This is a genomic window from Candidatus Protochlamydia amoebophila UWE25 (assembly GCF_000011565.2).
Lineage (GTDB): Bacteria > Chlamydiota > Chlamydiia > Chlamydiales > Parachlamydiaceae > Protochlamydia > Protochlamydia amoebophila.
The window spans coordinates 2,025,011-2,051,344 of record NC_005861.2 but is presented as its reverse complement, the minus strand read 5'-3'; the positions used below and the strand labels follow the sequence as shown (position 1 = coordinate 2,051,344).

Genomic DNA, 26,334 nt, shown 5'->3' with positions numbered 1-26,334 from the left:
TAGAAAATCAACTAATTTGGTAAAATAAAGATAAAGGGGCATTTTTTGGGAATACTTCGCGGAATTTGCTTATATAAGGGTTGAAAAATTCAAAATCGTGCATTAGGAGAATTTATGGTTTGGCGTTCTCTTGATTTTTATAGTTTAAATGATTTAGATCAAAAGATAGTTGACCAATTAGAACTGTATTTACATCAAAGGGAAACAAGGCTAGCTCATCAAATTCTTAATGCTATTCCATCCACTAATCTTGAGACTTTCAGTCCTATTTTATCCCAAGAGGGAGGAATTCTCAAACTCTCAGATGCGGTAGAAGGAATTACAAAAAAAGTGAGAACGTTTGTTAAAACCGACACTCAAAGAGTTGATCAAGATCAAGATCGTAAATTTCGTCAACACATTAATCATGTTTTATGGGAATTTACAGAGGTTTTAGAAGGATGCGTTGTTGAACTCTTTCAACAAATTAAACAAGTTAGGGTAGATCGATGGCATCGTTCAATTTTTAAAGCTGTTTATGCGATCAAAAATATCCTTATTCATTATATCGAAGATCTCGCTTGGGCAGTTCGCCGCTTAGAAAAGCCTCTAAAAGAATATTTTCAATATTGTAATGCAAAGTTAACTTTATTCAATCATTGGATGTTAGGTTGGCAATCTTTTGTTGATCCCCAGATCGCTAAAAACTTAAATCAAAGTGAAATTTTTTTAAAAAAAGAGTATCAAGCTTTTGAAACATGCTATCAAAACTACATACAAATTAGTATTAAGATTGAATTTGACTTAGAAGAAATGAAAACATTTCAAGCATTTGCTCAATTAGGTATTGCGGAGCAGAATTTGTATGTGGATGTATTTCGATTGTTAAAAACACTAGAGCAAAATTCCAAACCAAAAGATTTACTTAGCCAGGAAACAATTCGATCTTTAAAAAACATTGCCAATTTCGACACTATAGAAGATGTTTTAAAAAAATATCACAAAATCCTTAAAAAAGCTTTTTTTGATAGTAGTTTAGCTTGGAAAAAATTAGATAAAGATGAGGATTCTGTTAAAGAGAAATCGGAGGAATTGAAAAATTCTGTTTATCACTACCAATATGAACTTCAACAATTATTAAAAACAATAGGACATTACCGAACTTTCCTTCTTAAAACGGATCCTGATCCATATGTGGGTTCTCGATGGGGATTTTCTGAATGGATCGTTAGTCCTGAGCCTATAAGAGCTAAAAAACTTATGCATTTAATGTATTTTTTAGATGAGCTAAATAAAGGATATGAAAAGCTTTTTAAAGCATTTGAGCGCGATAAGCTGACTTTACAACTATTGGAAAATAAAGCACATGAGGTAATTGAAAAGCTTTTACATGAAATGGAGCAGCCTTTAATTTCTCGCTCTATGATGCAAAATCGAGCTTTGCAATTAATTAGTCAATTGCAACTTTGTGATGAAATTGGAAGCGATCAACTTGAAATCATCAGTTATTTTGATGGTATCCTTGCTAAAGCAATGCGTGAAGATTGGAAATATCACGTCTTACATGGCTTTCCAGCTTTTCATGAAATTTATTGGCAGCATAAAGGATTAGGCGAGTTTACTCATGATCCAGCCCACGCCTTTCGAGTAGAGCGATTTCAATTATTGATAGATCGAGTTGAAGGTTGGATGAAAAAAGGGGAATTCTATGTTCATACCTATGAGGTAGAGTTAGATAAAAATGATATAAAAACTTATTTACAAGACTTTTTAGCGATTGTTCAACGAACAGAGAAAGAAAAATCGCTAGATCCATTCCTTGATGAAACTATTGATCGCTTAAAACAGCAGTTTTTAGAATATCGATATCTATTTGGACAGTTTCTATTTAATAATGTAAGTTGCAAATAACTAAGTTAAAATAAAATTTAGATGTAAATAAAAAGGCCTCAGATCCTTAAATTGTTTTTGTGGAACAAATAACAAGGATTGAAGCCATGGAAGAACAAATTATAGCACTTTATTGCCTTTTAGACGACTACATCCTTTCGATTGGATACAAAGATTGGCCAAATACAAAACTGTCTACTTCGGAAATTATGTTGATAAATTTAGTAGGAATGAGATTTTTTTACGGAAATATGGAAACGTCCCGAAAATTTCTTATTGAGCATAGATATATCATGAATAAACTGAGTAAGAGCGCATTAAATAGAAGAATTCATCAAATACCCATGAAATGGTGGGAGGAAATTCTTGAGTTTATTCAAAAATTAAAAAACTTTGGAAAATTACCTTTTGAATATATTGTTGATGCATTTCCTGTTTCTGTTTGTAGAAATATAAGAATTCAAAATTGTAGAATTTATCGAGGAGAGGAATTTAGAGGGTATAATGCTAGTAAGCGAGAATATTTTTATGGATTGAAAGTAACAGTCTTAGCTTCTCAAGATGGGTGCCCTTTTAGAGTTATCCTTTGTCCAGGCAGAGAGCATGATGCTGTTCCTTTTAAATACATGGAACGAAACTTACCCGCAGGCAGTAAGATTTATGGAGATTCTGCCTATGTCGATTATAAGCATCAAGACATGCTTGAAAAGATAGAAAACATCAAGCTCATAGTGGAGCCAAAATCTAATTCTCTTCGTTCAATCGATTTACATGATTTTGTAAATTTGAAGCACATTAGAAAATTTATTGAGGGAGTATTTGGCGTGATATCAAGACTGATGCCTAGAAAAATTCATGCAACGACGTCTAATGGGTTTGAAATTAAAGTTTTAGGATTTCTAGTAGCAGCTGCAACAAATTTTTTAATAAATTAGTTATTTGCAACTTACATTTAATATACAAATTAAGGATATAGATGGCCAATATCGCAATAAATTTCTTTTTATAGAACAATATTTTGAATCGATTGAAAATTTATTGTTTGAACTAAAGATGTGCTGGGAAGGAAAGAGATAATATTCAATAGAGGGGCAATTTCCCTCTATTGAATATTTAGCATTATAGAGACGATGAGCTAAAATGAGCGTGAGCGTGTGAGCTTGAGCCGCATGAGCTGTCACGGTGATGATGGTGGTGGCGATCCGTTGTAGCAATGATGATTGCAGCAACAACTAAAGCACCGATAGGAAGAAGAGCAGACATTGTAGATGCTCTATTGCTGTCATCATATGCTTGAGTTTCATCATAGTATTCTTGACCCTGCACTTGACCTACTAACATAGCCATTGCGGTTGTCAACATCAATAATTTTTTCATGTTTTTATTCCTTTTTGATACGTGTCACGTCCGAGACTGAAAAACATCAGTGTAAAATTGGTACATTCACAACGAATGAGGTGTCTCTAAAGCTTTACATTTCACTGTTATGACCTAAAGATAAAATTATCGCAATAATTTTTTTATCAATTGTCATTTTTTTAGCAAAAGCAACAATTTCCATTATTCTAATGGTTATAGCCACTTCCAAGCGAATAACCAGAATAGTTATAACTACTGCTGTCTAGTGGTCCTAAACCATCTTGACTACTTGAACTGGCATGGCTGCTATAACTTTTATGATCTTTATCAGCAATAGACCAAATAATGCCGGCTGCAATAAGTGCTACGATGGGTACATAAGCAGACCAATGAGCCGTACGGCTACTTTGTGCATAAGCTGAATCAAAGCAATCATCATATTCATATTCTTGGTTATAACGAGACTGTCCATATATGGAATGTGTTACTAAGACAAAAAAGAGAGTTAACGTGACAAATTTTCGAGCTACTTGCATAATCCATCCCTTTAAATGACAAGGCATTTTTTTCATTTTTCTTTGAGATATTTCCCACCCGTCAAAACAAATAGGCAAATTCATAAAACTTGAATGGTTAGAGTTAATGGGTCATTAAATGATCAAGGCAGAAATCTGCTTATAAACTAGATTTTGGATCATTCTTCTTGAATCATTCGCATTGATATAGGAAAAAATCAGTCCTTGAAAATAGAAATTCATATTTTTTTGAACCAATTTTTATAAATTACCGAGACGTTGGGTTTCAAGAAAGTAAATCTAAAACTCAAATTTATAATAATTCCAACTAAAAAACTTTTACCATCCAGCATTTAGATCTTTTTTAAATTGTATTGCTAAAAGCGGCTAAAAAGAAGATCTACTGATAAATTTGTCTTTTTATTGTTCAGGTTTTTACGGATCTTTTATCTGTTAAAAAATAAATTTTAGCAATCTTTTTATTTAACGATTCTTCAGCATAAAATAAAGGATGATTAATTAGATAGGCTTTAAAAACTCTAAATTTTCTGAAAAATTATCTTTTCTAGTAAGTAGGAGGATAGGTTTCAACAGTAAGGGACATCAATTTATTATAACTTTTAGAAAAATTTTCTAAGGGAATATAAAGTTCATGTCTTCCAAATTTAATTGTAAAAGGTAAATTATCTAATAAAGTCTGAATGATGAAATTTGTGTCATTAGAGGAAAAAAGTAACTTTTGCCCCCCTTGAAGAATTTGAGGATAAAGGGAAATGATTTTATCTTCAAAAAAGAGGTCAACTTTTGTAAGGGTGGAATCTTCTTTACAAGGTGGAGCCTGTAAAAAAAGGATATTTAAATAGAGTCGAATTCCCGACCTTCCTTTCACGATTTCCATTGTGAGCCGTGCAGGATCTGAATTTGCGGGTAAAAATAACCTTCCAAAATTAAAACGAGGAGAGTTCGTCAAGACTGGGTGGTATTGCCATTGTCGAGAAGCTTGTGAGCAAGAGCTGAGATTAAAAATAGCGCAAAAGAACATGATTTTTTGCGCTAGATGAAAATAATTTATCATTGGGAATGGCTGTAATACCCTGTATTTGTATGGCTACTAGAAGATGAATGGGATGAAGATGAATGATGAGAGTTTTGCACAGCAATAGCAATAATACCAACGATGGCTACTGTTCCAAGAGCAATTGCAGGAGCTAAATTAGTAGCTGTTCTTGACTCATCATACGCATATCCACCGGTATCTGTAACGTAGGTAACAGCTTCTAATTGTTGGTTAGATAAACCTGTCATGACAATGGCTGTAACGATTACGATCCACTTATTTAAAAAATTCATTTTTCCTCCTGATATCATTATCTAAATGTTATCGTTTTAATTTAGTTGACGGATGTTTCAAAAAGGTCATCTTCGACTTGTTTCAAAAGAAGTGATTGCCATTCAGCACCCATCTCATTATATTTTTGGTTAATCATGTGCTTAAAAGGTATCCAAACACTAGCTTGGAAATTTTTACTTGTAAAAGTTTGTTCTTTTATATTTTCTAAAGTGTCATTTGGATTATCTTTAATATTTTGTGAGAGTTCTTTTTCCCACTGATTTTTGACTTTTTGTGCCGCATTTTTGAGTTGAGTTCTTTGCTGTGTATTAACGATCATTTCAAATGCTTCTTTCGCAACTCGCAAAGAACGCATAGAGTTGAAAAAATCTTTGTAAAATTGAGAAAACTCATCTTGCAATGCTGAGGCTGTTAAAATGTAAATGACTCCATTTTTTAAAAGAATCACATGCATAAGTCTTACACTACCCCATTCAGATTTAGTATCAACCTGAGATAAGCTGGCATTACCTGCTTCTGTACGAATTGTTCCTAAATCTTTCCATTGATAACCCTGAGCCATATTAGTGTTTTTTACACTTTTAAGATATTGTTTAAGCGATCCTGAATAAGGTTCTAAACTCAAATTCATGGAAGGGGGAAATGCAGAAGGACCTTGCCCTACGACCATTAATTTGACTCTTTCTGGGAGTATTTTTGGGTCAGCCATTCTCCAACCAGAAGGGGGTGTAAAGAGAACAATTCCACTGTCCATCGATTCTGTCGAAGAAGAAAGATTAGAAGGTGTTGCAGATAAAATAGATACTTTTGCTAACAAACAGCTTAGACATAAAACAAAAAATGCTAATTTTTTCATGATCCCCCATAACTTGAAAAATAGAAAGCAACTAACAAATGTTTATGCAGTCAATTTAATTTGAACCAACTTGAAATCAACTTTGTCAGAGTAAATCAATATAATGACTCAGGTTTTACATGTGAAGAAATTTTTAAGTAGTGGTTTAGAAAACCAATCAGATAAGTAAATTTAAATTAAACATGATTATAAATTCAGTTTTGTCTTGTTGGGTAGAATAGGCAGCCAACCTTTGTTTTTTTTCTCTAATAGTAATGCACCTCAATCTAATCTCTATTTTTAATTTTCCCTTATGCATTTGTTTTCATAAGCTATTTCTTAAAATAGACAAAAACGAACTTTTGAATAATTATTCGATAAAACGCTTGAAAATTACATCTCTAATCCGCTAGAGTAACCAGGGATAGCAACTCTGTTTATTTTAGTTAGTTGAAACCAAACCGGCGAAAAATTTGCATAAATTGACGAATCTTTAAAAAAATTTCTTTTTTTGTAAGCTTCTTTTTTAAGAAATAAGCAAAGTTTGTTTATTGATCCGTTCATGTTTACGTGCTTATCTACAGGTTTGGTGCATAAATATTAAAATCTAAATTATTAATTTTCTGGTTGGCAAATGAAATCACTTGAGCAAGGACAAGAAAAAATTCAACGAATTTGTGATAAAATAAGACATCAAACAATTGAACCTGCGCAGGAAGAGGCTCGAAAAATTATTGAAGCTGCTCATTTGCGAGCCAAAGAAATTATTGCTAACGCTGAGCAGCATGCTGAGCAGTATATTAAACAAGCTAAAGGGCAGATCGAACAAGAGCGAAATGTTTTTCATTCTTCTTTGCAACAGGCTTCAAAACAAACTATTGAATCTCTCAAACAAGAAATCGAATATCATTTATTTAATGAAGAGTTGCAAAGTGTTTTAGAAAAACAGCTTTCGGATCCTAAATTAATAGCGGAGCTAATCAATGGTATAGTAAAAGCCATCGATAGAGACGGATTAAACACAGACTTAACCGCTGTTATTCCTCGTGCTGTTTCCGCAGATGATGTGAGCGCACTGCTTTTAGATGGTGTGCGAAAAAAATTAAAAAGAAAACCTTTAGAGATTGGTCAATTTGCTGGAGGAGCTCAAATAAAATTGCATGGTAAAAAAATGACCGTGGATTTAAGCGATCAAACGATTAAAGAACTTCTTGCCAATTACGTTAGAAAAGATTTTCGACAGTTAATTTTTAGCCAGTGAGGTGGTTTTATTCATGGCTAATTATTATTACGTTGGAGTTTCACTTTCGCCACTTTCGTTCGATGCCCCCCCTGAGATAACATTTGAAGAACTTGAGAGATTGCTAAAGGATAATCTTTCTACAAAAGATTATCAAAAAATTCAACTCATTAGGCATTATTACGATATTCTAAATTTACGCTCTTATTGGTTAGGCGAACCTTTAGATCCACGAGGAGAATTAAACTCATTGGAACTTAGTGAAGCTTTAGCAACTCAAGTTGGATTGCCCTCTTATGTTTATGATTTTATGCTTAAATATGAGAGTAAAAAAGAACGAATTCATCATTTTTCATTTTTATTAGCAAAATTTTTTCAAAAAGCTGGATCAGAAAAAAATCTTTTTTTAAAAAACTATTTCAGTTTTGAAAGAGAATTGAGATTGGTGTGGACAGGATATCGTGCTAAAAAGTTAGGAAGAGATTTGAGTATCCAACTGCAATACGAAGATCCCGAAGAGAACTTGATCGCTCAATTACTTGCTCAAAAAGATGCGAGAAATTTTGAATTGCCAGAAAAATTTCTGAATTTGAGAGAAATTTTTGAGAATTTTGCTGATCATCCATTTGATTTAGAGAAAGCTTTGGATCAATACCGAATTGAATATATTGAGAAAACGGTAGAAGAAAATGACAAATTTTCGATCGATCGAATTTTAGCTTATACGATACAGCTTGTCATCCTTGAAAAATGGTTTGAATTAGACAAACAGAAGGGAAAAGAAATCATCGATAGGATTGTGAGGGGAACATAGCATGAAAACTTTAGAGACTAGAAAAGAAAAAAAAGCCCAAGGAAAAGTTCTTAAAGCTTTTGGAAACTTACTTCAAGTTACATTTGAAGGAAATATTCGACAAGGTGAAGTGGCTATGGTTCATGTGGACAACCTTCAACTAAAATCGGAAGTAATTGAAATTCTTGGTAATCAAGCTAAAATTCAAGTATTTGAAGATACAAAAGGAGTTCGTTTAGGTAGCTTAGTTAGTTTTACAGGAGATTTGTTAGAAGCTGAATTAGGCCCGGGTCTTTTAAGTTCGATTTTTGATGGTCTGCAAAATCCTTTAGTGGATGTTGCTGATCAAGCTGGCCTCTTTTTACCAAAAGGAATTTATTTATCTGCGCTGGATCGTCAAAGGAAATGGGATTTTGAATCTTCTGCTAAGGTTGGGGATGTTCTTTTCAGAGGAGATCGGATTGGTTCGACAAAAGAGGGTCGTTTTCATCACTTTATTATGGTTCCATTCTCATTATATGGAAAATATCGCTTAACATGGGTAATAAATTCAGGTTCTTACACTGTTGATACAGTTGTTGCCAAAGCTATAGATGAATCCGGCCAAGAACATTCTTTTACCATGGTTCAAAAATGGCCTGTCAAAAATGCCCTTATCCATGGAGAAAAAATTAAGCCGACTAAGATGATGGATACCGGCGAAAGGATTATAGATACACAATTTCCTTTAATGAAAGGGGGTACCTTTTGTACTCCTGGGCCATTTGGAGCTGGTAAAACTGTTTTGCAGCATCATCTTTCGAAATATGCGGCAGTGGACATTGTTTTATTTGTAGCTTGTGGAGAACGTGCAGGAGAAGTTGTTGAAGTATTAAGAGAGTTTCCGCATTTGATTGATCCCCATACTGACGAAGCACTAATGAAGAGAACAGTGATTATTTGCAACACTTCATCTATGCCTGTTGCCGCTCGAGAGTCATCTATTTATATGGGTATTACCATAGCTGAGTATTATAGACAGATGGGGTTGGATGTTCTAGTTTTAGCTGATTCAACTTCCAGATGGGCTCAGGCTTTGCGTGAAATGTCCGGGCGATTAGAAGAAATTCCAGGAGAGGAAGCTTTTCCCGCTTATTTATCTTCCCGAATAGCAGAGTTTTACGAGCGTTCTGGTGTGGTCTCTCTTCGTCATGGTAAACCAGGCTCTATTACGATCGGAGGAGCAGTTTCACCTGCAGGAGGAAACTTCGAGGAACCTGTAACGCAAGCAACTTTATCAGTGGTAGGTGCTTTCCTTGGGCTATCAAGAGCTCGTTCTGATTCAAGACGTTACCCAGCAATAGATCCATTATTATCTTGGTCTAAGTATGTTGATACAGTTGGAAATGAACTTAGTCATCAAGTTGATGGATGGGATCAAATGGTTAAGCGAGCTCGGCATATTTTATTTAATGGAAATGAAATTGGAAAGCGAATGGAAGTGGTGGGAGAAGAGGGAATATCGATGGAAGATATGCTTACTTATCTCAAAGCTGAGCTTTATGATTTTAGTTATTTACAGCAAAATGCTTTTGACAAAGAAGATGCTTATTGCCCGTTAAAAAGGCAAATAGCTTTGTTTCAATTAATTAATCAAATTTTTGACACAACTTTCGATTTTCATACACATGATCAAGCTCGTGAATTTTTCTTGGATTTACAAAATCGTATTAAAAACATGAATTTTATTTCTTTTGATACTGAACAATACCGAAAGGTATTTGCAGAAATTAAAAGCATTATCGAACAACAATCTCGGAAATAATTAAAGGATACCATCATATGAAAATTGTTTATGATCGAATCAATAATATGCGTGGAAACCTTATTACGATAACAGCTGAAGGAGTTAGTCTCGGTGAACTAGCACGTATAGATTTAAAAGATGGAAGAAATATTTATGCTTCCGTACTCCGTATCGACGGAGATCAAGTAACCTTACAAGTGTTTCAGACGACTCGTGGAATTTCAACTAGTGATCAAGTCACTTTTTTAAATCGACAAATGCAAGCAGTTTATGGAGACACTTTACTTGGAAGGCGTTTAAGTGGAACTGGATTACCTATTGACGGAGGACCTCAGGTTATAGGAGAGTCAATTGATATTGGATCAACTTCTTTCAATCCTGTTAAGAGAATTGTTCCAAGAGATATGGTTCGAACAAATATTCCTATGATTGATGTTTTCAATTGCCTAGTCAAATCTCAAAAAATTCCCATTTTTTCAGTTCCTGGAGAGCCATATAATGCTCTTCTTATGCGTATTGCGAATCAAACTGATGCAGATGTCGTCATAATTGGTGGGATGGGATTAACCTTTAAAGAATATCAAGCTTTTATTGAAAATGCTGAAACAGCCGGAACAATTAATAAAACTGTGATGTTTATTCATCGAGCAACTGACCCAGCTGTTGAATGCTTACTTGTACCAGATATGGCTCTTGCTTGCGCTGAACGTTTTGCAACAGATGGTAAAAATGTTTTAGTGCTATTAACAGATATGACTGCTTTTGCAGATGCAATTAAAGAAATAGCAATTACGATGGACCAAGTCCCTTCCAATCGAGGTTATCCAGGTTCTTTATATTCTGATTTGGCATCTCGATATGAAAAAGCAGTCTCTATCGAAGATAGCGGTTCAATTACAGTTATTGGGGTAACTACAATGCCCGGAGATGATGTGACTCATCCAGTTCCTGATAATACTGGTTACATCACTGAAGGACAGTTTTATTTACACCATGGTAAAATAGATCCTTTTGGATCTTTATCTCGTTTGAAACAACTTGTGATTGGGAAAGTCACTCGAGATGATCATGGTGATTTAGCCAATGCGATGATTCGTTTGTATGCTGAATCCAAAAAAGCAAGAGAGCGGCAAGCTATGGGTTTTAAACTTTCTAAGTGGGATGAAAAGCTTCTTACTTATTCTCATTTATTTGAAGAAAGAATGATGAATTTAGAAGTAAATTATACTTTAGAAGAAGCTTTAGATCTTGGATGGGAAACGTTAGCAGAATGCTTTCTAGCAAGCGAAGTTGGAATTAAGGAAAGTGTTATTTCTAAATATTGGCCAGAAATTGCTCAAATAAGTAAGTGATTGAGGGGTGATTTGTGGCTGATGTCAAATTAACAAAAAATGAGTTGCGTGACCAACAAATGCAACTTGTACAATTAGAAAAGTATTTGCCAACTTTACAGCTTAAAAAAGCTATGCTTCAGTCAGTTATTCAGGAAACACGCATTGAAATTCATCGCCTCGAAGACTTAATGGGGAAAAAACAAGACGCAGTTAACATGTTCAGTTCGCTTTTAGCGATCAAAACGACAATTGATCCGATGCAAGCTATACAATTGAAAACAGTTTTTAAAAGGTATGAAAATATTGCAGGGGTAGAAATTCCTTATTTTGAGGGAATCGAATTTGAAGCTTTCACATATAGCTTATTTGAAACATCTCCGTGGATTGATGCAGCCGTTTTAGGTCTACGTTCTTTAGTTGAATTACGAGAGCAAATTAAGATTACGACAGAGCAAAAACAAGCTTTAGAGCGCGAACTCCGTGAAGTCTCAATTAGAGTGAATTTATTTGAGAAAATTTTGATTCCTCGAGCTATTGAGAATATTCGTATAATTAAAGTATTCTTAGGGGATCAGCAATTAGCTGCTGTTTCTCGAGCAAAAGTTGCTAAAACAAAAATTGAAGCGAATAAGAAAGCTTTTCTTTTGACTCTTTCCAAAAAGGAGTTCAAACATGCGTAAAGATGTTAAAAAATTCTTATTTCTTGGATTAGCAGATGAAAAAAAATCTTTTTTTCAACAAGCTCAAAAACTTGGGTTTATTCACTTTATTGATCCTTGCCAAACTTCAAACCGTGATATACCTGAAGCTATAGAAAAATTGACTACTGCAATAAAAATTTTGCGTGGCTTACCTTTCGTTGAACAAGAGGAAAATTATCAACCCTTAAACTCAAACACGATAGTAGAAAATATTCTTTCGCTATGTAAAAAAAGTGAGAAAAAACAAGAAGAAATCCGTGTATTAAGATTAGAAATGTCACGGATTGAAATTTTTGGGAATTTTTCTTTAGAAGATATTTATTTCATTGAAAATGCAGGTAAACGAAAAATTCAATTTTTTGTTGCACGCTCTAGTGCGTTTAAAGAACAAGATCCGCCTGATGAGTTGATTTATATCTCTTCAAACCAAGGTTTGGATTATTACTTTGCTATTAACGAACAATCAGTTTCTTATGATAAACTCATTGAAATTAAGATCAATCGATCTTTGCAAAACTTAAATCAACAATTAATTGAAGCAAATTCAGAAAGAAGACGAATTGATCATCAACTTAAAGAGTTAGCAAAATACAATGAATTTTTGCATCATGCCCTAGTAAATAAACTCAATAGTCATCATCTTAATCACGCACAGACCTATGTTCAACAAACGATGGATGGTTTACTATTCGCTGTTGAAGGATGGGTGCCGGCGAACAAAGTTGATCAAATAGAAAAAGTCACGAAAGCTTTAAATGTCTATATTGATGAAGTGGCAATTGAAGCCTCAGATGTTATTCCTACTTATTTAGAAAATAGTGGTTTTAGTAGATTGGGAGAAGATTTAGTTAATATTTATGATACACCGTCATCTTCAGATCATGATCCTTCAAATTGGGTTCTTTGGTGTTTTACGCTCTTTTTTGCTTTTATTATCGGTGATGCCGGTTACGGATTTATTTATTTAGCTTTAGCACTTTTTCTTCGTTACAAATATCCTGATTTGAAAGGTTTAAGTAAACGTTTACTGAATCTTTTTACTATTTTATGTGTAGGATGTATTGTGTGGGGGACTTTGATGACCTCGTTTTTTGGGATGCAAATCGATATCAATAATCCCATACGTAAAATTTCTCTCGTACAATGGTTATCAAAGGAAAAAATTGCTTATCACATTGCTCATCAGGATAGTACTTACCAAAAATGGCTTCAAGCATATCCTACATTAGCAAATCATGCTGATGCTCATGAGTTTGTTTCGTTTATTCCAGATTGGGAGCCAAGCAAAGGCCCAGTTATTTTAAGTATGATCAGTGATACAATTATGTTTGAATTGGCTTTATTTATTGGTGTCGTTCATCTTTTGCTATCGTTGTTGCGCTATGGATTGCGCAACATTCCAAATTTAGGGTGGGCCGCATTTCTGATTGGAGCTTACCTTTATTTCCCTTCTCACCTTCAAGCTCCAAGTTTTCTTAATTTTATTGGAAATGTGGATTTGAATGAAGGGGGAAAAATAGGTTTACAATTTATGATAGGGGGTATTGCTTTTGCATGGATAACCTCTATTTGGAAAAATGGGTGGACGGGAATTTTTGAAATCACAGTTTTAATTCAAGTTTTTGCCGATGTCTTATCTTATTTACGTCTTTATGCTTTGGCTCTGGCCGGAGCTGTTGTGGGCGCGACAGTCAATGAAATTGCCAGTGGATTACCCTTATTAGCTTCTTTCTTTTTGGTTATGATTGCCCATTTTGTGAATTTGATTTTGGGAACAATGGGAGGAGTAATTCATGGATTGCGACTTAACTTTTTAGAGTGGTATCACTACTCTTTTGAGGGGGGAGGAAAAAAATTTCAACCACTTAAATTATTAAAAATCGAGTAAATCAATAGGAGTTTTCAATGGATATTAATATGGTTGGCCCTGCAATGGCACTAGGATTGAGTAGTATGGGATGCAGTATTGGATGTTGGATTGCAGGGTCAGCTTCTCATGCAGCCATGAGTCGGACTGAAGAAGGGCATGGTAAGTTTATTGGAATGGCTGCAGCCCCTTCTTCTCAAGTTATTTATGGATTTTTGCTTATGTTACAAATGAGCCGTGCAATTCAAGCAGGAACGCTATCTCCTTTTTCTGCTATTGCAATTGGGATTTTTTCTGGTTTAGCAATTGGGCTTTCCTCTATTTATCAAGGCAAGGTTTGCGCGACAGGGATTCAAGCTTCTCTTAAACAACCCTCCGTGTATGGTAAATGTTTTGCTGCAATTGGAATTATTGAATCATTTGCATTATTTGCATTTGTCTTTGCACTTTTGATTATATAATTCACCTAAAAACTTTCTGAGGAGTGTATTTCTGGTAGACAAAAAAATTTCAGAAAATGATTCGAATGAAATTAAGCCAAAGTGGACACAAATCGGAGTCTATATGACAATCCCTTTCGTTTTGGCTATTTCTCCTATTATTGGGTGGTTAATTGGGGGGTGGTTGGATCAAAAATTGGAAACAACTCCTTATTTAACCTATATCGGACTATTCTTAGGTTTTGTAGCTGGTTTCAGAGAATTATATCGAATGATTAAGCGGTTTGGTAATGGAGATTAATTTTATTTTTCGACTCATTAAGATGACGTTATTTTTAGCGATTTTAGCTAGTCTTTTTGTTTACTGCTACATAGATTTAAGCACTAGTCTCGGTATTTTAAGCGGAGCATGTTGGGCTTGTCTGAATATCTACTTTCTTAAAATGTTATTAGAAGAATATTTAAAATTAACCTCACTAAATGTACTAAAATTTTACACTTGGATGGGAATTAAATTTCCATTAATTTATTTAACAGGATATTGGTTAATAAAAACTCAGTTTTTTTCTGCCATTAGTTTGATGAGTGGGTTTTCGCTTCTCTTTATTGCAATTTTTATATTGGGAATTGCTAAAATAATTTTTGAAAAAGTAAAAGAAAAAGTAGGATCGTCAGCATGATTATGGGGCAATATTTATTCTGGCTTGCTAATGCTCACGAACCAATTGAAAATCGAATACCAGAATTACCTAATTTTATTTCCGTGCTCTATCATCGTTTTCAACATACAACTTGGGCGCAGTTTTTACATCGTTGGGAAAATATCATTTTTGCCATTCTCGTTGCCAGTCTCATTTCTTTAGTGGCCTATTTAGGTGCGCGAAAAAAAGAAATTATCCCATCGAAATTTCAGAATCTATTAGAAATCGCAGTGGAGAAATTTAGTCATTTAATATTAGAAGTGTTAGGTCCTGAAGGAAAAGCTTACATTCCGTTTTTAGGAACGCTATTTATCTACATTTTTACTATGAATATATTTGGAATGGTTCCTTTAATGAAAGCGCCTTCGTCTAGTTTGAATATTACCGCAGCTTTGGCGATTTGTGTATTCTGTTTAGTTCAATTTTTGAATATACGAAATATGGGAATTTTTGGTTTTTTATATCATTTGGCTGGCTCGCCCAAAAGTATGCTAGAGTGGCTCCTTGCTCCTTTAATGTTTTCTTTGGAAATCATTTCACAGCTTTCTCGCCCCCTTACTCTTGCTCTACGTTTATTTGGAAACGTGCTTGGAGAAGATATCTTAATAGGAACATTTGCTTTAATGGGAGTTGTTATGATTTCTTCTGTTGAGACATTCGTAGGCATTCCTTTGCAACTTCCTTTTATGTTTCTGGGCTTACTTACAAGCTTTATGCAAGCTTTAGTCTTTACTTTATTAAGTACGGTCTATATTTTATTATCTATGCACAAAGAAGGTGAAAAAAACTGATTTTTTTGCTATTAATTGGATAGTTAAAGTTCGTGATAGCAAAAAAGTAAATACCCTTCTTTTTATGCATATATTTAATCGTTGCTAAACTCATGCATTTAGCACGAAATCCAGCCCTGAAAAGCATTTACATTAAAATAAGAAAGAGGAAAACAATGAGTATTGGAACAGCATTAGCTCTCTCTGCTCCATTTGCAGTCGGTCTTGCAGCATTAGGATCAGGTCTTGGTCTTGGTCGTGCTGTGAGTAGTGCAATGGAAGCTATAGGTCGTCAACCTGAAGCATCTGGTAAAATTTTGACGACAATGATTATTGGCGCTGCTTTGATTGAAGCCCTAACAATTTATGCTTTAATTGTGTTCTTCGTTGTTTTAGAAAAAATGGCATAATTTAATTATGAATTTTGAAATTGAGCAAATTTTAACTCAAATCATCGCTTTTTTAATTATGCTAGGGGTTTTAAAAAAGTTCGTTTGGAAACGCCTTCTTAATTTAATAGAAGAGCGAAAGCAACTGATTCAATCAGAATTTGATAAAATCGAAAATCAAAAAGAAGAAGTGACAAAGCTTTCTGAAGAGTATAAAGCTAAGTTACATGATATTGATGCTGAAGCTCGTCGGAGAATTCAAGAAGCCGTTGTTAAAGGGAGAGATATTGCTCATGATATTGAGCAAGAAACTCGCCAAAAAGTAACTTCTCTTTTGAATAATGCTCAGGAGGAAATGAAGCTAGAGTTAGCTCAAGCTAAAGAGCAATTGAAAAAAGATGTCATTAATATCTCCTTCGCTATTACAGAAAAGCTTATCCATGAAAAAGTGGATATAAGTAAACATCAAAAATTAGTTGAAGAAGCTGTAGAGCAAGTTGAAATCCGATGATAGCTAAAGGTGTTTCTTTAAGATATTCAAAAGCTTTAGTAGATATTGCAACAAATCCAGAACAAATCAAAAGCCATTTGTTGGCTTTAGAAGAGTTTGTGGGGATATTGGAAACCATTCCTAAGCTAAAAGAATTATTATTTGATCCTCACCTCAGTACTTTAACAAAAAAGAGTATCCTTCAACGATTGTTTAAAGATCGTTTAGATGAAACTATTTTAAATTTTCTGTTCGTGTTAATTGAAAAAAATCGTTTTAAATACATTGTGGATATCAGAAAAGAATATCATCGCTTAGCTAAAAAACGGTTGGGAATTTTAGAAGTTCGCTTGTTAACTGCTGTTTCCGTGAGTGACATACCTCAAGAAAAAGTTCGAATAAAACTACAAAAAACTTATCAGAAAGAAGTTGAAATTCAAAATGTTGTCAATCCAGATATAGTTGGAGGGATGATTCTGATCATGGATCATCAAATTTTTGATAACAGTGTGAAGAAAAGACTTGCAAAACTAAAAGTTAGCTTATTAACGGCTAAGGTCTAGGAGAGAGAATGCGTTTAAATCCTGAAGAAGTATCTTGGGTCATTCAACAAGAAATTGAAAAATATCATGAAGATCTCTCCTTAAAATTTGAATCTGCTGGACGTGTTTTGTATGTAGGAGATGGAATTGCGCGCGTCTGGGGTCTTGATGATGTGATGATGTCAGAACTTGTTGAATTTCCTGATGGAACATTAGGAATTGTTTTGAACCTTGAAATCGATAATGTGGGAGTCATCATTTTAGGTTCCGATCGAAATATTCGTGAACAAGACATCGTCAAAAGAACAGGAAAAATAGCTTCAGTTCCTGTCGGTGAGGGAATGCTAGGGCGTGTCATTAATGCTTTGGGACAACCAATTGACGGGAAAGGAGCAATTGAAACAAAAGAATTTAGAGCAATCGAAAGTTCAGCGCCAGGAGTTGTGCAAAGAAAACCTGTGAATGAACCCGTTCAAACAGGAATTAAGGCCATTGATTCTATGATCCCTATTGGACGCGGCCAAAGAGAATTAATCATTGGAGATAGACAAACAGGAAAAACGACTGTTATTCTTGATACAATCATTAATCAAAAAAATACGGGAGTTTGTTGTATTTATGTAGCGATTGGGCAAAAATCTTCTACAATTGCTCAAGTTGTCAAAATCTTAGAAGAACATGATGCAATGAAATATACGATAATTGTAGCTGCCACAGCTTCTGATCCCGCAGCGTTACAGTACGTCGCTCCCTATTCAGCAACGGCATTAGGTGAGCATTTCATGTACAATGGTAAGCATGTGATCTGCTTTTATGATGACCTTTCTAAACATGCACAAGCTTATCGAGAAATAGCTCTTCTTTTAAGAAGACCTCCTGGCCGTGAAGCCTATCCGGGAGATATTTTTTATTTACATTCTCGTTTACTTGAAAGATCCGCTAAATTAAGCACTGAATTAGGTGGGGGATCTTTGACAGCGGTACCTGTCATTGAAACTCAAGCGAATGACGTGACGACCTATATCCCTACAAACGTTATTTCTATTACAGACGGCCAAATTTATTTAGAGTCTGATCTTTTTTACGCAGGTGTGCGTCCAGCTATTAATGTGGGAATTTCAGCTTCTAGAGTTGGTGGAAAGGCTCAATCGAAAGCCATGAAAAAAGTTGCAGCAAGTCTACGTTTAGATTTAGCTCAATATCGTGAGTTAGCTGCATTTGCTCAATTTGGTTCTGAAATGGACAAAACAACGCAAGCTCAGCTTGTCCGTGGTGAAAGAATGATAGAAGTTTTAAAGCAAGACAAATTCAAACCTATTTCATTATCCAAACAAGTGATGATTATTTTTACAGGAACGAAGGGATTCTTGGATGATCTTCCTCTTCCTTTTATCAAAAATTTTGAAAATGAATTTTATCTATTCATGGATGAAAATCATCCTCATATTTCTAATTCGATTGAACAAAGCCTTGATTTAGATCAAAAAACGATGGAGCAATTAAACGAAGCTGTGACGAAATTTAAATCTGATTTTAAGTTACGCTATCAAATATAGATGGGGAATAATAAAAGATGGCTAGTTTAAGAGAAATTCGTAAGCGTTTACAGTCCATTCAAAACATTCAGCAGCTGACCAAAGCAATGGAAATGGTGGCAGCTTCTCGTTTGCACCAAGTTCAAATAAAAGTTAAACAAGCTAAGCCGTACGTCGTTAAACTTTCTGAAATTTTAGATCGTTTGAGTCAAATAACACAAGATATTAAACACCCTCTGTTAGAGCAGCGTGAAGTTAAGAAAGTTGGTGTTGTAATTGTAGCAGCTGATATGGGATTATCGGGACCTTATAATAAAGATATTTTCTCAGCCGCTAATAAATTTCTGAAAACATATGCTCAAGAGCAAGTTGAGCTAATTTTAGTCGGCAAAAAAGCAACCGACTATTATAAAAAACGACCTTGGAACATTCGATTTGAATTTGGTGAATGGGGAGAAAAACTAACATCACATCAAATAAAAACTTTTGCAAACCAATTGATGAGCTGGTTTTTAATTGGAGAATTGGATGAAATTTGGCTTGTTTATACGCATTATGTGACAATGATGACCCGTAAAGTCATGGTTGAGAAATTTTTAAATATTCAGCAAATCTCTCCCAAATCTGAAAAATCCCCCGTAGATTATATTTTTGAGCCAAATCCTAAGCAGATTTATGGAGCAATCTTATTTAATTATTGTATGACTAAATTCCAGTCAATTTTAAATGAATCTTATGCTTCAGAATTAGCTGCACGCATCTTTGCGATGAAGGCAGCCACATCAAATGCGGATGATATGATTGAAAAATTAACTTTGGTTCGTAATAAAGTACGACAAGCAGGCATCACTAAAGAGATGTTAGAAATCACTTCTGGAGCAGAAGGATTAAAGTAAAGAATAGTAAAAGAATAGTAAACGAGACAATATAGCGATTTCCTTTGTGAATTTTTCGAATCATTTGAAGAAACTCAATAGAAAAGGCTCAAATAAAAATAAAAGGCAAATGATGGCGGTAGGAAAAGTCAAACAGATTGTAGGTCCCACATTAGATATCGAGTTTCCTCCTGGGCAGCTTCCAAACATTTTAAATGCGATTAAAATCATTGATCCCAAAGATCAACGAGAATTAATTGCTGAAGTTGCGATGCACTTAGGAGATAACCAAGTTCGTTGTATTGCCCTATCATCTACAGATGGTTTGGTGAGAGAAGCCCAAGCCGTTGATACTGAAGCTCCTATTTCTATTCCTGTGGGAAGTCCAACACTTGGCCGGCTCCTTAATGTCCTAGGTCAACCGATCGACGAAATGGGAGCTATCGAAAACGCTGAAATTTCTCCTATTCACAAAGCTTCCCCCACTTTCGAAGAGCAAGATACGCAGGGAGTCATTTTTGAAACAGGGATTAAGGTTATTGACCTTCTTTGCCCCTATACAAAAGGAGGGAAAGTTGGATTGTTTGGAGGGGCAGGAGTTGGTAAATCAGTCATTGTAATGGAATTAATTCATAACATTGCCACCCATCATGGAGGCTATTCTGTTTTTTGCGGAATCGGGGAAAGAACAAGAGAAGGAAATGATTTATGGTTAGAAATGAAAGAGTCCGGTATTCTCTCTAAGACTAGTCTCGTATTTGGCCAGATGAACGAACCTCCTGGGGCAAGAATGCGAGTAGGTTTAACAGGATTAACGATGGCAGAGCATTTTAGAGACCAAGAGCATCAAAATGTCCTTTTATTCATTGATAATATTTTCCGTTTTGTTCAAGCAGGATCAGAAGTTTCTGCGTTGCTAGGTAGAATGCCGTCCGCTGTCGGTTATCAGCCAACTTTAGCAAGTGAAATTGGAAGTTTACAAGAAAGAATCACTTCGACAAAGCATGGTTCTATTACCTCAGTCCAAGCGATTTATGTTCCAGCAGATGATTATACAGATCCGGCACCAGCTAGTATTTTTCCCCATTTAGATGCTGCAACAACTCTCTCGCGTCAAATTGCGGAACTGGGCATTTATCCAGCTGTAGATCCTTTAAATTCAAGTTCGCGGATTTTAGACCCCCACGTTTTAGGTGAAGAGCATTATCAGGTTGCTAGACAAGTGCAAAAAGTTTTGCAGCGTTATAAAGATTTGCAAGACATCATTGCAATTTTGGGAATTGATGAATTATCTGAAGAAGATCAGTTAACAGTTTCTCGTGCTCGTCGCATTCAAAAATTTTTATCGCAACCATTTTTTGTTGCCGAAACGTTTACAGGAAAAAAAGGACGTTTTGTTAAATTGCCTGATACTATCAAAGGATTCAAAATGATAGTAGAAGGCGAAATGGATAATATTCCTGAGCAAGCTTTTTATATGGTGGGAACAATTGAAGAAGTTTTCGAAAAAGCTGAGCAAATGAAATAAGGTTAGGGTGATTACAGATGCTTTATCCATTATCCATTTTAACTTCTGAAAAAAATGTCTTTAATGAAGACGTTTATTCTGTGAATGTACCAGGCGCTGATGGATACTTCGAAGTGCTAGCACATCATGCTACTGTAATCGCCTTGTTGCAGCCAGGGAAATTGACAATTATCAATAAAGATCATCAAAAGCTTTATTTCGGCATAACAACTGGATTTATTGAGGTTTCTCATAACAGTGCAACAATTATTGCTGATGCAATTGAATCCGTTCAAGAAATTGATGTCGAAAGGGCAAAGCAGTCTTATGAACGTGCTAAAATGCGTTTGGAGAGTCCTGATAAACACGTGGATAAAGAACGTGCAAAACGTTCCTTGAATAGAGCAAAAAATCGTATTAAACTGTTTTTAGAAATTCATCCACAAGTTAGTTTCATACCTCTCAAAGCATTATTAATTTAATTTTCTTTGTAAACAAGTACTAGTAAGGAATTTAAATCCAATTTTGTAATTCAAACTTTTTGCAATTATATTTAATAAATCTTTAGTAAAAACATTTTCATATCAGAAAAATCCATCCCTGATTTTTCTATTCAAAATCGGCTTTCTTAAGTTTTTAATCATGTTTTGCGCACGTGCTAGCAAAGGTATATCTTTAGGAAATCCTCCCAACGAGTTCTGTTTTCATCGATCACCTTTTTCTTTTTTCTTAATAGCTTCTAGTTGCTGTTTAACCTATTTTACAGAATCTAGTTAAATTCCTTCAAAAAAAATGAAGGTGTTCTAAAACTCTAAAAATCAATTTACTATTGCAATAATTTTTAGCTATGTGTCATGTTGTTAAGACATCTATAAATTAAAATTTTTTTAACTCATTTGGATCATGATTTTGAATATTCCTACTTTAAATTATAGTTATTTTGTCAATACAACGACTCCTTCTTACTATCAATCTCAAGAAATTAGCGATTCTCCTAGAGATGGAGATAACTCCTTAGGCAACCCTTTGGCTAATCTAGAAGTAACTTGGGCACCAACAATTCAAGCTCCTGATCTTTCATCTTCACCTGAAGAATTTCAACTAAGTTTTCAAGATGGAACTTCTCTAACTATTTCTCATTTTCAACTAGATTTGCTAAGGAAAAAATCGCCCTATTTTAAGAGTTTTTGGTCAGGAAATTTTCAAGAAACCCTTCAACACCCTCTCGCTTTGACACAAAAGGAGTTTACGCATCTGCTTAATTGTGTCATGGATGTTAACTTTAAAGTTCCTTTGGAAGAGATCACTTCTTTCATTCAACTAGCCGATTATTATGAACTAATAGAAGTGGTGAAAAATTTAGAAAAGCAGTTAATTGATGGGTACAAATCACAGAGATTTGAACCCTTTAGCTCCACTCAAAAGAGTTTAATCGGATTAAAGGAGCTTTTGAATTTTGCGCAGCAATGTCAATTAAATATTTTGAAAAACTATTTAGAATTCACCGTTGTGAGTGCATTATTAAATCAAACTTCGCAGTTAACGGAGTTTAAAAAAATTTTAAAGTTTTTTTCAAATGAGATAGAAGCACTCAATTTTTCAGAGAATACTTATTTAATAGATGCTCATCTCTTAACTTTAAAAAATTGTAAAAATTTAAAAGTGCTTTATCTCCAAGAATGCCATAATCTCACGGATGCTGGGTTATCCCATTTGGCTCCCTTAGTGACTTTACAGCATTTAAACTTAAGCTATTGTAGCAAACTGACTGACGCAGGATTAGCGCATTTGACTTCCTTAGTGACTTTACAGCATTTAGATCTGAGTAAGTGCTATAATCTCACGGATGCTGGGTTAACACATTTGACTCCTTTAGCGGCTTTACAGCATTTAAACTTAAGCTATTGTAGCAAACTGACTGACGCAGGATTAGCGCATTTGACCTCCTTAGTGACTTTACAACATTTAGATCTGACTTGGTGCGTTAATCTCACCGATGTTGGATTAGCGCATTTGACTCCTTTAGCGGCTTTACAGCATTTAAACTTAAGCTATTGTATCAAACTCACTGACGTAGGATTAGCGCATTTGACCTCCTTAGTGGCTTTACAGCATTTAGATCTGACTTGGTGCGTTAATCTCACCGAAGTTGGATTAGCTCATTTGACACCCTTGGTTACTTTACAGCATTTAGAATTGAGTAAGTGCCATAATCTCACGGATGCTGGATTAGCGCATTTGACCTCCTTAGTGGCTTTACAGCATTTAAACTTGAGCATTTGTAAAAAAATTACGGATGTTGGATTAGCGCATTTGACTCCCTTAGTGGCTTTACAGCATTTAGATCTGAGTGGATGCGATAAGCTCACTGACGTAGGATTAGCACATTTGACCACCTTAGTGGCTTTACAGCATTTAGATCTGACTTGTTGCGTTAATCTCACTGACGCTGGATTAGTGCATTTGAAACCTTTAATGGCTTTACAGCATTTAAACTTGAGCTATTGTACAAATCTCACTGACGCTGGATTAGCGCATTTTAAAAACTTAACAACTTCACTCAATTTAAAACTTAGTAGATAAAAAACTTGTGACGAAAATAGGATTTGCCTGTCCTAAGAAAATAAAGAATAAAGTTTTATTAAAGTTTATTAAGTCACATCTTGATAGCCTATTTAGAGAGACCTCGGCTCATTTTAGTGTCACTATACAAGCAGTTTTTATGCTCGTAAACGACAAAAAAAGACGCCATTTTATTAAGAATAGGAAGGAAGACAAAAGAACAAAGTTCCAAAAAAGAAGGAAAATCTCAATAAAAAATAGATGAAAGGGGAGTTAATCCTTATGTTTATAGAGATTTTGAAATTAGAAAATTGGCAAGGAAATCCAGAAATCAAAGCCTATATTTTACCTCATCAACCTAATTAATATTTAATATGACATGAGAAATCAAAAAGGGTTTAATTAGATGCTATTGTCGTGTAAATGATTTTTAGAAGTCTTTTAAGCAGATATGGAATAAATAGTTGGTTGACCATGGCAAAACAAAGCGAGGACCTCAACTGAATGATCGATACCAGTGAGAATGACAATTGTTATTTTATTTCATCAATCGATGATCGGGCATTTAAGCAACTTTATGGGTATGTTACCAACTACTTAGGTAAAGAATTTTCAAACTTAATGAGTACTAGCCGCTTTGTTTATTTAAAGAAGAACCTTTTTGGTCCTGTATTTGCTTATCTTTTGGACAAAAGAGGAGAAATCACAAGAATTGCTTTTATTGATTTTCCATCGATAGATGTTTGCCACAATAGACGCATAAAAAGAAACAAGGTATTCCAAAGTTTGGCAAAAAGAGAGAAAACAACCTTAGAATGGTTTTTCGGATTTAAATGACATCTCATGCTTAATGAGAAAGGAAATTTTGGCTTTTCAGCTTAACTGGACATGTTACTGATGTCTCTGTTGCCGAAAGATTATTGAAAGGGATTTGGAGAAGCTATTTGGTGGTAAGGGTTTATTTCGAAAGAACTTTCAAAAAGGCTTTTGAAACAAGATCCCGAACGATTGACGAACATAAAATCGAATAGGATGCAGAAGCTGATGAAGTTGGCAGACAAAATTCTTAGAAAACGAGCTATCATTGAAACGGTAAGCCATCTATTAAAAAATATTTCTTAGATTGAATAGACACATCACAGTAGCGCCGGAAATTTTTTGATTAATCTATTGACAGGGATTGCTCGCTTATCCTCACTAACCCAAAAAACCATCTATCAACTTAGCAAAAACAACATTGCCTATTGTTAATAGCTGTCTAAAAACCCAAAATTCAGGTTAATAACAAAATAGGCTCAATTATTTTACTTTCTTAATCTTGCCAAATTGTTCAAAAACGTATTCTGACAGATATCCGGAATAACCTGGTGAAAATAAATCAAAAAAAGGTCATAAAAAGCTGAAGTGACTTCGAGTTCTTACGTCAAACCTAAAGAAAATTGAAATGATTGGCTCGCTTTATTGTTTAGATATTGTAAGTATTAAAAAAATCTAAGCTATCACAAATTTTAAATTAAAAAAGAAAACATTGATAAATAGTTTCTTGCGTAATTATTCTATCTGCCTGTTAAAATTGGTTTTTAAAAAAAGCTCGTGATGTAAAAGGTCTAATGAAATTCGAAAAATTTATTTGCAATCTTCGGCAATTTACACTCACTAATGGATTAAAAAGATCTATTGCGATTATTTCTTTAGTTGATAAAAAAGGAAATATCTCAAAAGGAGAAGTCGCCCCATTACCCCCTTGGAGCAAAGAAACCTTAGAAGAGGCTATTCGCCAAATTGATGCCAAAAAAAGCTTTATTTTAAATATAGATTGGACAATTGAAAATTATAGAGATGCATTAATGCATCTTCATCTTTTTCCCTCGGTACAATTTGGAATAGAATCGGCTCTTCTATCCTTTTTAGATCCTTTAAAAACATATTCTATACCAGTAAGCGCCTTATTGATGGGATCCAAAAAAGAAATTCTTGCTCAAGCAAAACTTCGCCTACAAGAAGGTTATCAAATAGCTAAACTTAAAGTCAGCCAACTTTCGTTCTCCGATGCTGCAAAGCTTATTCACCAATTAAAAGATACTTTTCGTTTAAGAATAGATGTTAATCGAGCCTGGAAAACGGAAGATTCTTTACAATTCTTTTCAGAATATTCTTTAGATAGTTTTGATTATGTTGAAGAGCCTTTTCAAAACCCTAAAGAATTATCTCTTTTTTCTCATCCCCTTGCTGTTGATGAGTCTTTTCCTTCAAATTTTTCTCTTCAAGATTTAGAAACTTTATGCTCTCTTAAATCTCTTATTTATAAACCCACTCTACAAGGGGGAATGACAACTTGTTTGCCTGTATATAAATGGGCCAAACAACGCAATATTGAATTCGTTCTAAGTAGTAGTTTTGAAAGTGAATTGGGACTCTCCCACCTCATTTCAATGGCTGCAAGATTAAAGCTGACTTCACCTATAGGAATTGGCACCTATCATTTTTTGCCTCAAACGGAAGGTCCTTTTCTTATTTCAAATGGACAGGTTAACTTAAAAAATTTGTAACTAATCAGTAAGCTTTATTTGAAAAAAATAAAAGATAAACGCAATTTAAAATTTTTGTGGGTAAATTCTAGTCAAAAATTTAAGTTGAATTATTTTTGATCAGAGTAACTTTCTAGGTTAAAATAAACAATTTGGATGTTATATAAGTTGTTTATGGTTAGGTATTTGTGTTTTGTTGCAGTATGGTTAAGCAAATAAATTTCTAAGCATTTGCACATTCTTAAGAAAATTTGACAGATATCAGAAAAAACGATAAATCTAAAATCTATCAATAAAAATAATAGAAAATTCCCTTATGAGACAGTTCTTGCATCATTTGATTTA

Annotated in this window: 25 protein-coding genes and 2 pseudogenes; 22 read left to right on the top strand and 5 right to left on the bottom strand. The window is 34.4% G+C overall.

Features of this window, described 5'->3' with window-relative positions; genetic code table 11:
• The first annotated feature begins 114 nt into the window (after positions 1–114).
• Both PC_RS08085 and PC_RS08080 read left to right on the top strand, forming a co-directional pair.
• Positions 115–1,890: a hypothetical protein gene (locus PC_RS08085; protein WP_011176234.1), complete on the top strand. Its 1,776-nt coding sequence runs from the start codon at positions 115–117 to the stop codon at positions 1,888–1,890.
• 86 nt (positions 1,891–1,976) lie between these two features.
• Positions 1,977–2,804 (top strand): IS982-like element ISPasp3 family transposase, encoded by an 828-nt coding sequence (locus PC_RS08080; protein ID WP_011174955.1) that lies wholly within the window; start codon positions 1,977–1,979, stop codon positions 2,802–2,804.
• A 184-nt stretch (positions 2,805–2,988) separates the two neighbouring features.
• On the opposite strand, the gene PC_RS08075 is transcribed toward PC_RS08080, so the two are convergent.
• The 5 genes from PC_RS08075 to PC_RS11480 form a co-directional block, all read right to left on the bottom strand.
• On the bottom strand, positions 2,989–3,246 hold the full coding sequence (locus PC_RS08075) for a hypothetical protein (RefSeq protein ID WP_042281325.1): 258 nt from the start codon (positions 3,244–3,246) through the stop codon (positions 2,989–2,991).
• A gap of 188 nt (positions 3,247–3,434) precedes the next feature.
• A complete protein-coding gene (locus PC_RS08070; RefSeq protein ID WP_181679106.1) occupies positions 3,435–3,764 on the bottom strand; it encodes a hypothetical protein in 330 nt (109 codons plus the stop codon).
• Positions 3,765–4,308: 544 nt separating this feature from the next.
• Positions 4,309–4,818, bottom strand: coding sequence for a hypothetical protein (locus PC_RS08065; protein ID WP_044045211.1), 510 nt, complete (start codon positions 4,816–4,818; stop codon positions 4,309–4,311).
• On the bottom strand, positions 4,815–5,093 hold the full coding sequence (locus PC_RS08060) for a hypothetical protein (RefSeq protein ID WP_052278691.1): 279 nt from the start codon (positions 5,091–5,093) through the stop codon (positions 4,815–4,817). The genes PC_RS08065 and PC_RS08060 overlap by 4 nt, the downstream gene beginning before the upstream one ends.
• Positions 5,094–5,134: 41 nt before the next feature.
• The gene (locus PC_RS11480; RefSeq protein ID WP_011176229.1) at positions 5,135–5,950 is read right to left on the bottom strand and encodes a hypothetical protein; all 816 of its coding nucleotides are present in this window, start codon (positions 5,948–5,950) and stop codon (positions 5,135–5,137) included.
• Positions 5,951–6,563: 613 nt separating this feature from the next.
• On the opposite strand from PC_RS11480, the gene PC_RS08050 reads away from it, so the two are divergent.
• The 20 genes and pseudogenes from PC_RS08050 (at position 6,564) to PC_RS07950 (ending at position 26,010) form a co-directional block, all read left to right on the top strand.
• Positions 6,564–7,190, top strand: a complete 627-nt coding sequence (locus PC_RS08050; protein ID WP_011176228.1) for a V-type ATP synthase subunit E — start codon at positions 6,564–6,566, stop codon at positions 7,188–7,190.
• A gap of 13 nt (positions 7,191–7,203) precedes the next feature.
• A complete protein-coding gene (locus PC_RS08045) occupies positions 7,204–7,983 on the top strand; it encodes a DUF2764 family protein (RefSeq protein WP_044045210.1) in 780 nt (259 codons plus the stop codon).
• Position 7,984: 1 nt separating this feature from the next.
• On the top strand, positions 7,985–9,766 hold the full coding sequence (locus tag PC_RS08040) for a V-type ATP synthase subunit A (RefSeq protein WP_011176226.1): 1,782 nt from the start codon (positions 7,985–7,987) through the stop codon (positions 9,764–9,766).
• A gap of 17 nt (positions 9,767–9,783) precedes the next feature.
• On the top strand, positions 9,784–11,100 hold the full coding sequence (locus PC_RS08035) for a V-type ATP synthase subunit B (protein ID WP_011176225.1): 1,317 nt from the start codon (positions 9,784–9,786) through the stop codon (positions 11,098–11,100).
• Positions 11,101–11,114: 14 nt separating this feature from the next.
• Positions 11,115–11,762, top strand: coding sequence for a V-type ATP synthase subunit D (locus tag PC_RS08030; RefSeq protein WP_011176224.1), 648 nt, complete (start codon positions 11,115–11,117; stop codon positions 11,760–11,762).
• Positions 11,755–13,605 (top strand): annotated as a pseudogene (locus PC_RS08025) (V-type ATP synthase subunit I); the annotation flags it as partial. The gene PC_RS08030 and the pseudogene PC_RS08025, both read left to right, overlap by 8 nt.
• Positions 13,606–13,688: 83 nt before the next feature.
• Positions 13,689–14,111: an ATP synthase subunit C gene (locus tag PC_RS08020; RefSeq protein WP_011176222.1), complete on the top strand. Its 423-nt coding sequence runs from the start codon at positions 13,689–13,691 to the stop codon at positions 14,109–14,111.
• Between the two features lie 103 nt (positions 14,112–14,214).
• Positions 14,215–14,391 (top strand): AtpZ/AtpI family protein, encoded by a 177-nt coding sequence (locus PC_RS10685; protein ID WP_079890445.1) that lies wholly within the window; start codon positions 14,215–14,217, stop codon positions 14,389–14,391.
• Positions 14,392–14,413: 22 nt separating this feature from the next.
• Positions 14,414–14,770 (top strand): hypothetical protein, encoded by a 357-nt coding sequence (locus tag PC_RS08010; protein WP_181679105.1) that lies wholly within the window; start codon positions 14,414–14,416, stop codon positions 14,768–14,770.
• Positions 14,767–15,582 carry a F0F1 ATP synthase subunit A gene (atpB, locus tag PC_RS08005; RefSeq protein WP_011176220.1) on the top strand — a complete coding sequence of 272 codons (816 nt, stop codon included), beginning with the start codon at positions 14,767–14,769 and terminating at the stop codon, positions 15,580–15,582. The genes PC_RS08010 and atpB overlap by 4 nt, the downstream gene beginning before the upstream one ends.
• 155 nt (positions 15,583–15,737) lie before the next feature.
• Positions 15,738–15,971, top strand: coding sequence for an ATP synthase F0 subunit C (gene atpE / locus PC_RS08000; RefSeq protein ID WP_039358578.1), 234 nt, complete (start codon positions 15,738–15,740; stop codon positions 15,969–15,971).
• A 7-nt stretch (positions 15,972–15,978) separates the two neighbouring features.
• Positions 15,979–16,461 (top strand): F0F1 ATP synthase subunit B, encoded by a 483-nt coding sequence (gene atpF, locus PC_RS07995; RefSeq protein ID WP_011176218.1) that lies wholly within the window; start codon positions 15,979–15,981, stop codon positions 16,459–16,461.
• A complete protein-coding gene (gene atpH / locus PC_RS07990) occupies positions 16,458–17,003 on the top strand; it encodes an ATP synthase F1 subunit delta (protein ID WP_011176217.1) in 546 nt (181 codons plus the stop codon). Before atpF ends, atpH begins: the two co-directional genes overlap by 4 nt.
• Before the next feature lie 8 nt (positions 17,004–17,011).
• On the top strand, positions 17,012–18,538 hold the full coding sequence (gene atpA / locus PC_RS07985; RefSeq protein ID WP_011176216.1) for a F0F1 ATP synthase subunit alpha: 1,527 nt from the start codon (positions 17,012–17,014) through the stop codon (positions 18,536–18,538).
• A gap of 17 nt (positions 18,539–18,555) precedes the next feature.
• Positions 18,556–19,413 carry an ATP synthase F1 subunit gamma gene (gene atpG / locus PC_RS07980; protein ID WP_011176215.1) on the top strand — a complete coding sequence of 286 codons (858 nt, stop codon included), beginning with the start codon at positions 18,556–18,558 and terminating at the stop codon, positions 19,411–19,413.
• A 112-nt stretch (positions 19,414–19,525) separates the two neighbouring features.
• The gene (gene atpD / locus PC_RS07975; protein ID WP_044045207.1) at positions 19,526–20,920 is read left to right on the top strand and encodes a F0F1 ATP synthase subunit beta; all 1,395 of its coding nucleotides are present in this window, start codon (positions 19,526–19,528) and stop codon (positions 20,918–20,920) included.
• A 17-nt stretch (positions 20,921–20,937) separates the two neighbouring features.
• Complete coding sequence (gene atpC / locus PC_RS07970; protein WP_011176213.1) at positions 20,938–21,381, top strand: ATP synthase F1 subunit epsilon; 444 nt, start codon at positions 20,938–20,940, stop codon at positions 21,379–21,381.
• Positions 21,382–21,808: 427 nt separating this feature from the next.
• A complete protein-coding gene (locus tag PC_RS07965) occupies positions 21,809–23,482 on the top strand; it encodes a leucine-rich repeat domain-containing protein (protein WP_420885539.1) in 1,674 nt (557 codons plus the stop codon).
• Positions 23,483–23,965: 483 nt separating this feature from the next.
• Positions 23,966–24,583 (top strand): annotated as a pseudogene (locus tag PC_RS11780) (transposase).
• 488 nt (positions 24,584–25,071) lie between these two features.
• A complete protein-coding gene (locus tag PC_RS07950; protein WP_011176209.1) occupies positions 25,072–26,010 on the top strand; it encodes an o-succinylbenzoate synthase in 939 nt (312 codons plus the stop codon).
• The last annotated feature ends 324 nt before the right edge of the window (positions 26,011–26,334 follow it).

What these genes read in the sequence shown, in the direction of transcription:
- atpF (WP_011176218.1), top strand. Translation starts at nt 15,979, where the DNA reads ATGAATTTTGAAATTGAGCAAATTTTAACTCAAATCATCGCTTTTTTA.
- PC_RS08020 (WP_011176222.1), top strand. Translation starts at nt 13,689, where the DNA reads ATGGATATTAATATGGTTGGCCCTGCAATGGCACTAGGATTGAGTAGT.
- PC_RS07950 (WP_011176209.1), top strand. Translation starts at nt 25,072, where the DNA reads ATGAAATTCGAAAAATTTATTTGCAATCTTCGGCAATTTACACTCACT.
- atpH (WP_011176217.1), top strand. Translation starts at nt 16,458, where the DNA reads ATGATAGCTAAAGGTGTTTCTTTAAGATATTCAAAAGCTTTAGTAGAT.
- PC_RS08060 (WP_052278691.1), bottom strand. Translation starts at nt 5,093, where the DNA reads ATGAATTTTTTAAATAAGTGGATCGTAATCGTTACAGCCATTGTCATG.
- atpG (WP_011176215.1), top strand. Translation starts at nt 18,556, where the DNA reads ATGGCTAGTTTAAGAGAAATTCGTAAGCGTTTACAGTCCATTCAAAAC.
- atpA (WP_011176216.1), top strand. Translation starts at nt 17,012, where the DNA reads ATGCGTTTAAATCCTGAAGAAGTATCTTGGGTCATTCAACAAGAAATT.
- PC_RS08010 (WP_181679105.1), top strand. Translation starts at nt 14,414, where the DNA reads ATGACGTTATTTTTAGCGATTTTAGCTAGTCTTTTTGTTTACTGCTAC.
- PC_RS08065 (WP_044045211.1), bottom strand. Translation starts at nt 4,818, where the DNA reads ATGATAAATTATTTTCATCTAGCGCAAAAAATCATGTTCTTTTGCGCT.
- atpC (WP_011176213.1), top strand. Translation starts at nt 20,938, where the DNA reads ATGCTTTATCCATTATCCATTTTAACTTCTGAAAAAAATGTCTTTAAT.
- PC_RS08080 (WP_011174955.1), top strand. Translation starts at nt 1,977, where the DNA reads ATGGAAGAACAAATTATAGCACTTTATTGCCTTTTAGACGACTACATC.
- atpB (WP_011176220.1), top strand. Translation starts at nt 14,767, where the DNA reads ATGATTATGGGGCAATATTTATTCTGGCTTGCTAATGCTCACGAACCA.
- PC_RS11480 (WP_011176229.1), bottom strand. Translation starts at nt 5,950, where the DNA reads ATGAAAAAATTAGCATTTTTTGTTTTATGTCTAAGCTGTTTGTTAGCA.
- atpD (WP_044045207.1), top strand. Translation starts at nt 19,526, where the DNA reads ATGGCGGTAGGAAAAGTCAAACAGATTGTAGGTCCCACATTAGATATC.
- atpE (WP_039358578.1), top strand. Translation starts at nt 15,738, where the DNA reads ATGAGTATTGGAACAGCATTAGCTCTCTCTGCTCCATTTGCAGTCGGT.
- PC_RS08035 (WP_011176225.1), top strand. Translation starts at nt 9,784, where the DNA reads ATGAAAATTGTTTATGATCGAATCAATAATATGCGTGGAAACCTTATT.
- PC_RS08050 (WP_011176228.1), top strand. Translation starts at nt 6,564, where the DNA reads ATGAAATCACTTGAGCAAGGACAAGAAAAAATTCAACGAATTTGTGAT.
- PC_RS08075 (WP_042281325.1), bottom strand. Translation starts at nt 3,246, where the DNA reads ATGAAAAAATTATTGATGTTGACAACCGCAATGGCTATGTTAGTAGGT.
- PC_RS08085 (WP_011176234.1), top strand. Translation starts at nt 115, where the DNA reads ATGGTTTGGCGTTCTCTTGATTTTTATAGTTTAAATGATTTAGATCAA.
- PC_RS08045 (WP_044045210.1), top strand. Translation starts at nt 7,204, where the DNA reads ATGGCTAATTATTATTACGTTGGAGTTTCACTTTCGCCACTTTCGTTC.
- PC_RS10685 (WP_079890445.1), top strand. Translation starts at nt 14,215, where the DNA reads ATGACAATCCCTTTCGTTTTGGCTATTTCTCCTATTATTGGGTGGTTA.
- PC_RS08070 (WP_181679106.1), bottom strand. Translation starts at nt 3,764, where the DNA reads ATGCAAGTAGCTCGAAAATTTGTCACGTTAACTCTCTTTTTTGTCTTA.
- PC_RS08040 (WP_011176226.1), top strand. Translation starts at nt 7,985, where the DNA reads ATGAAAACTTTAGAGACTAGAAAAGAAAAAAAAGCCCAAGGAAAAGTT.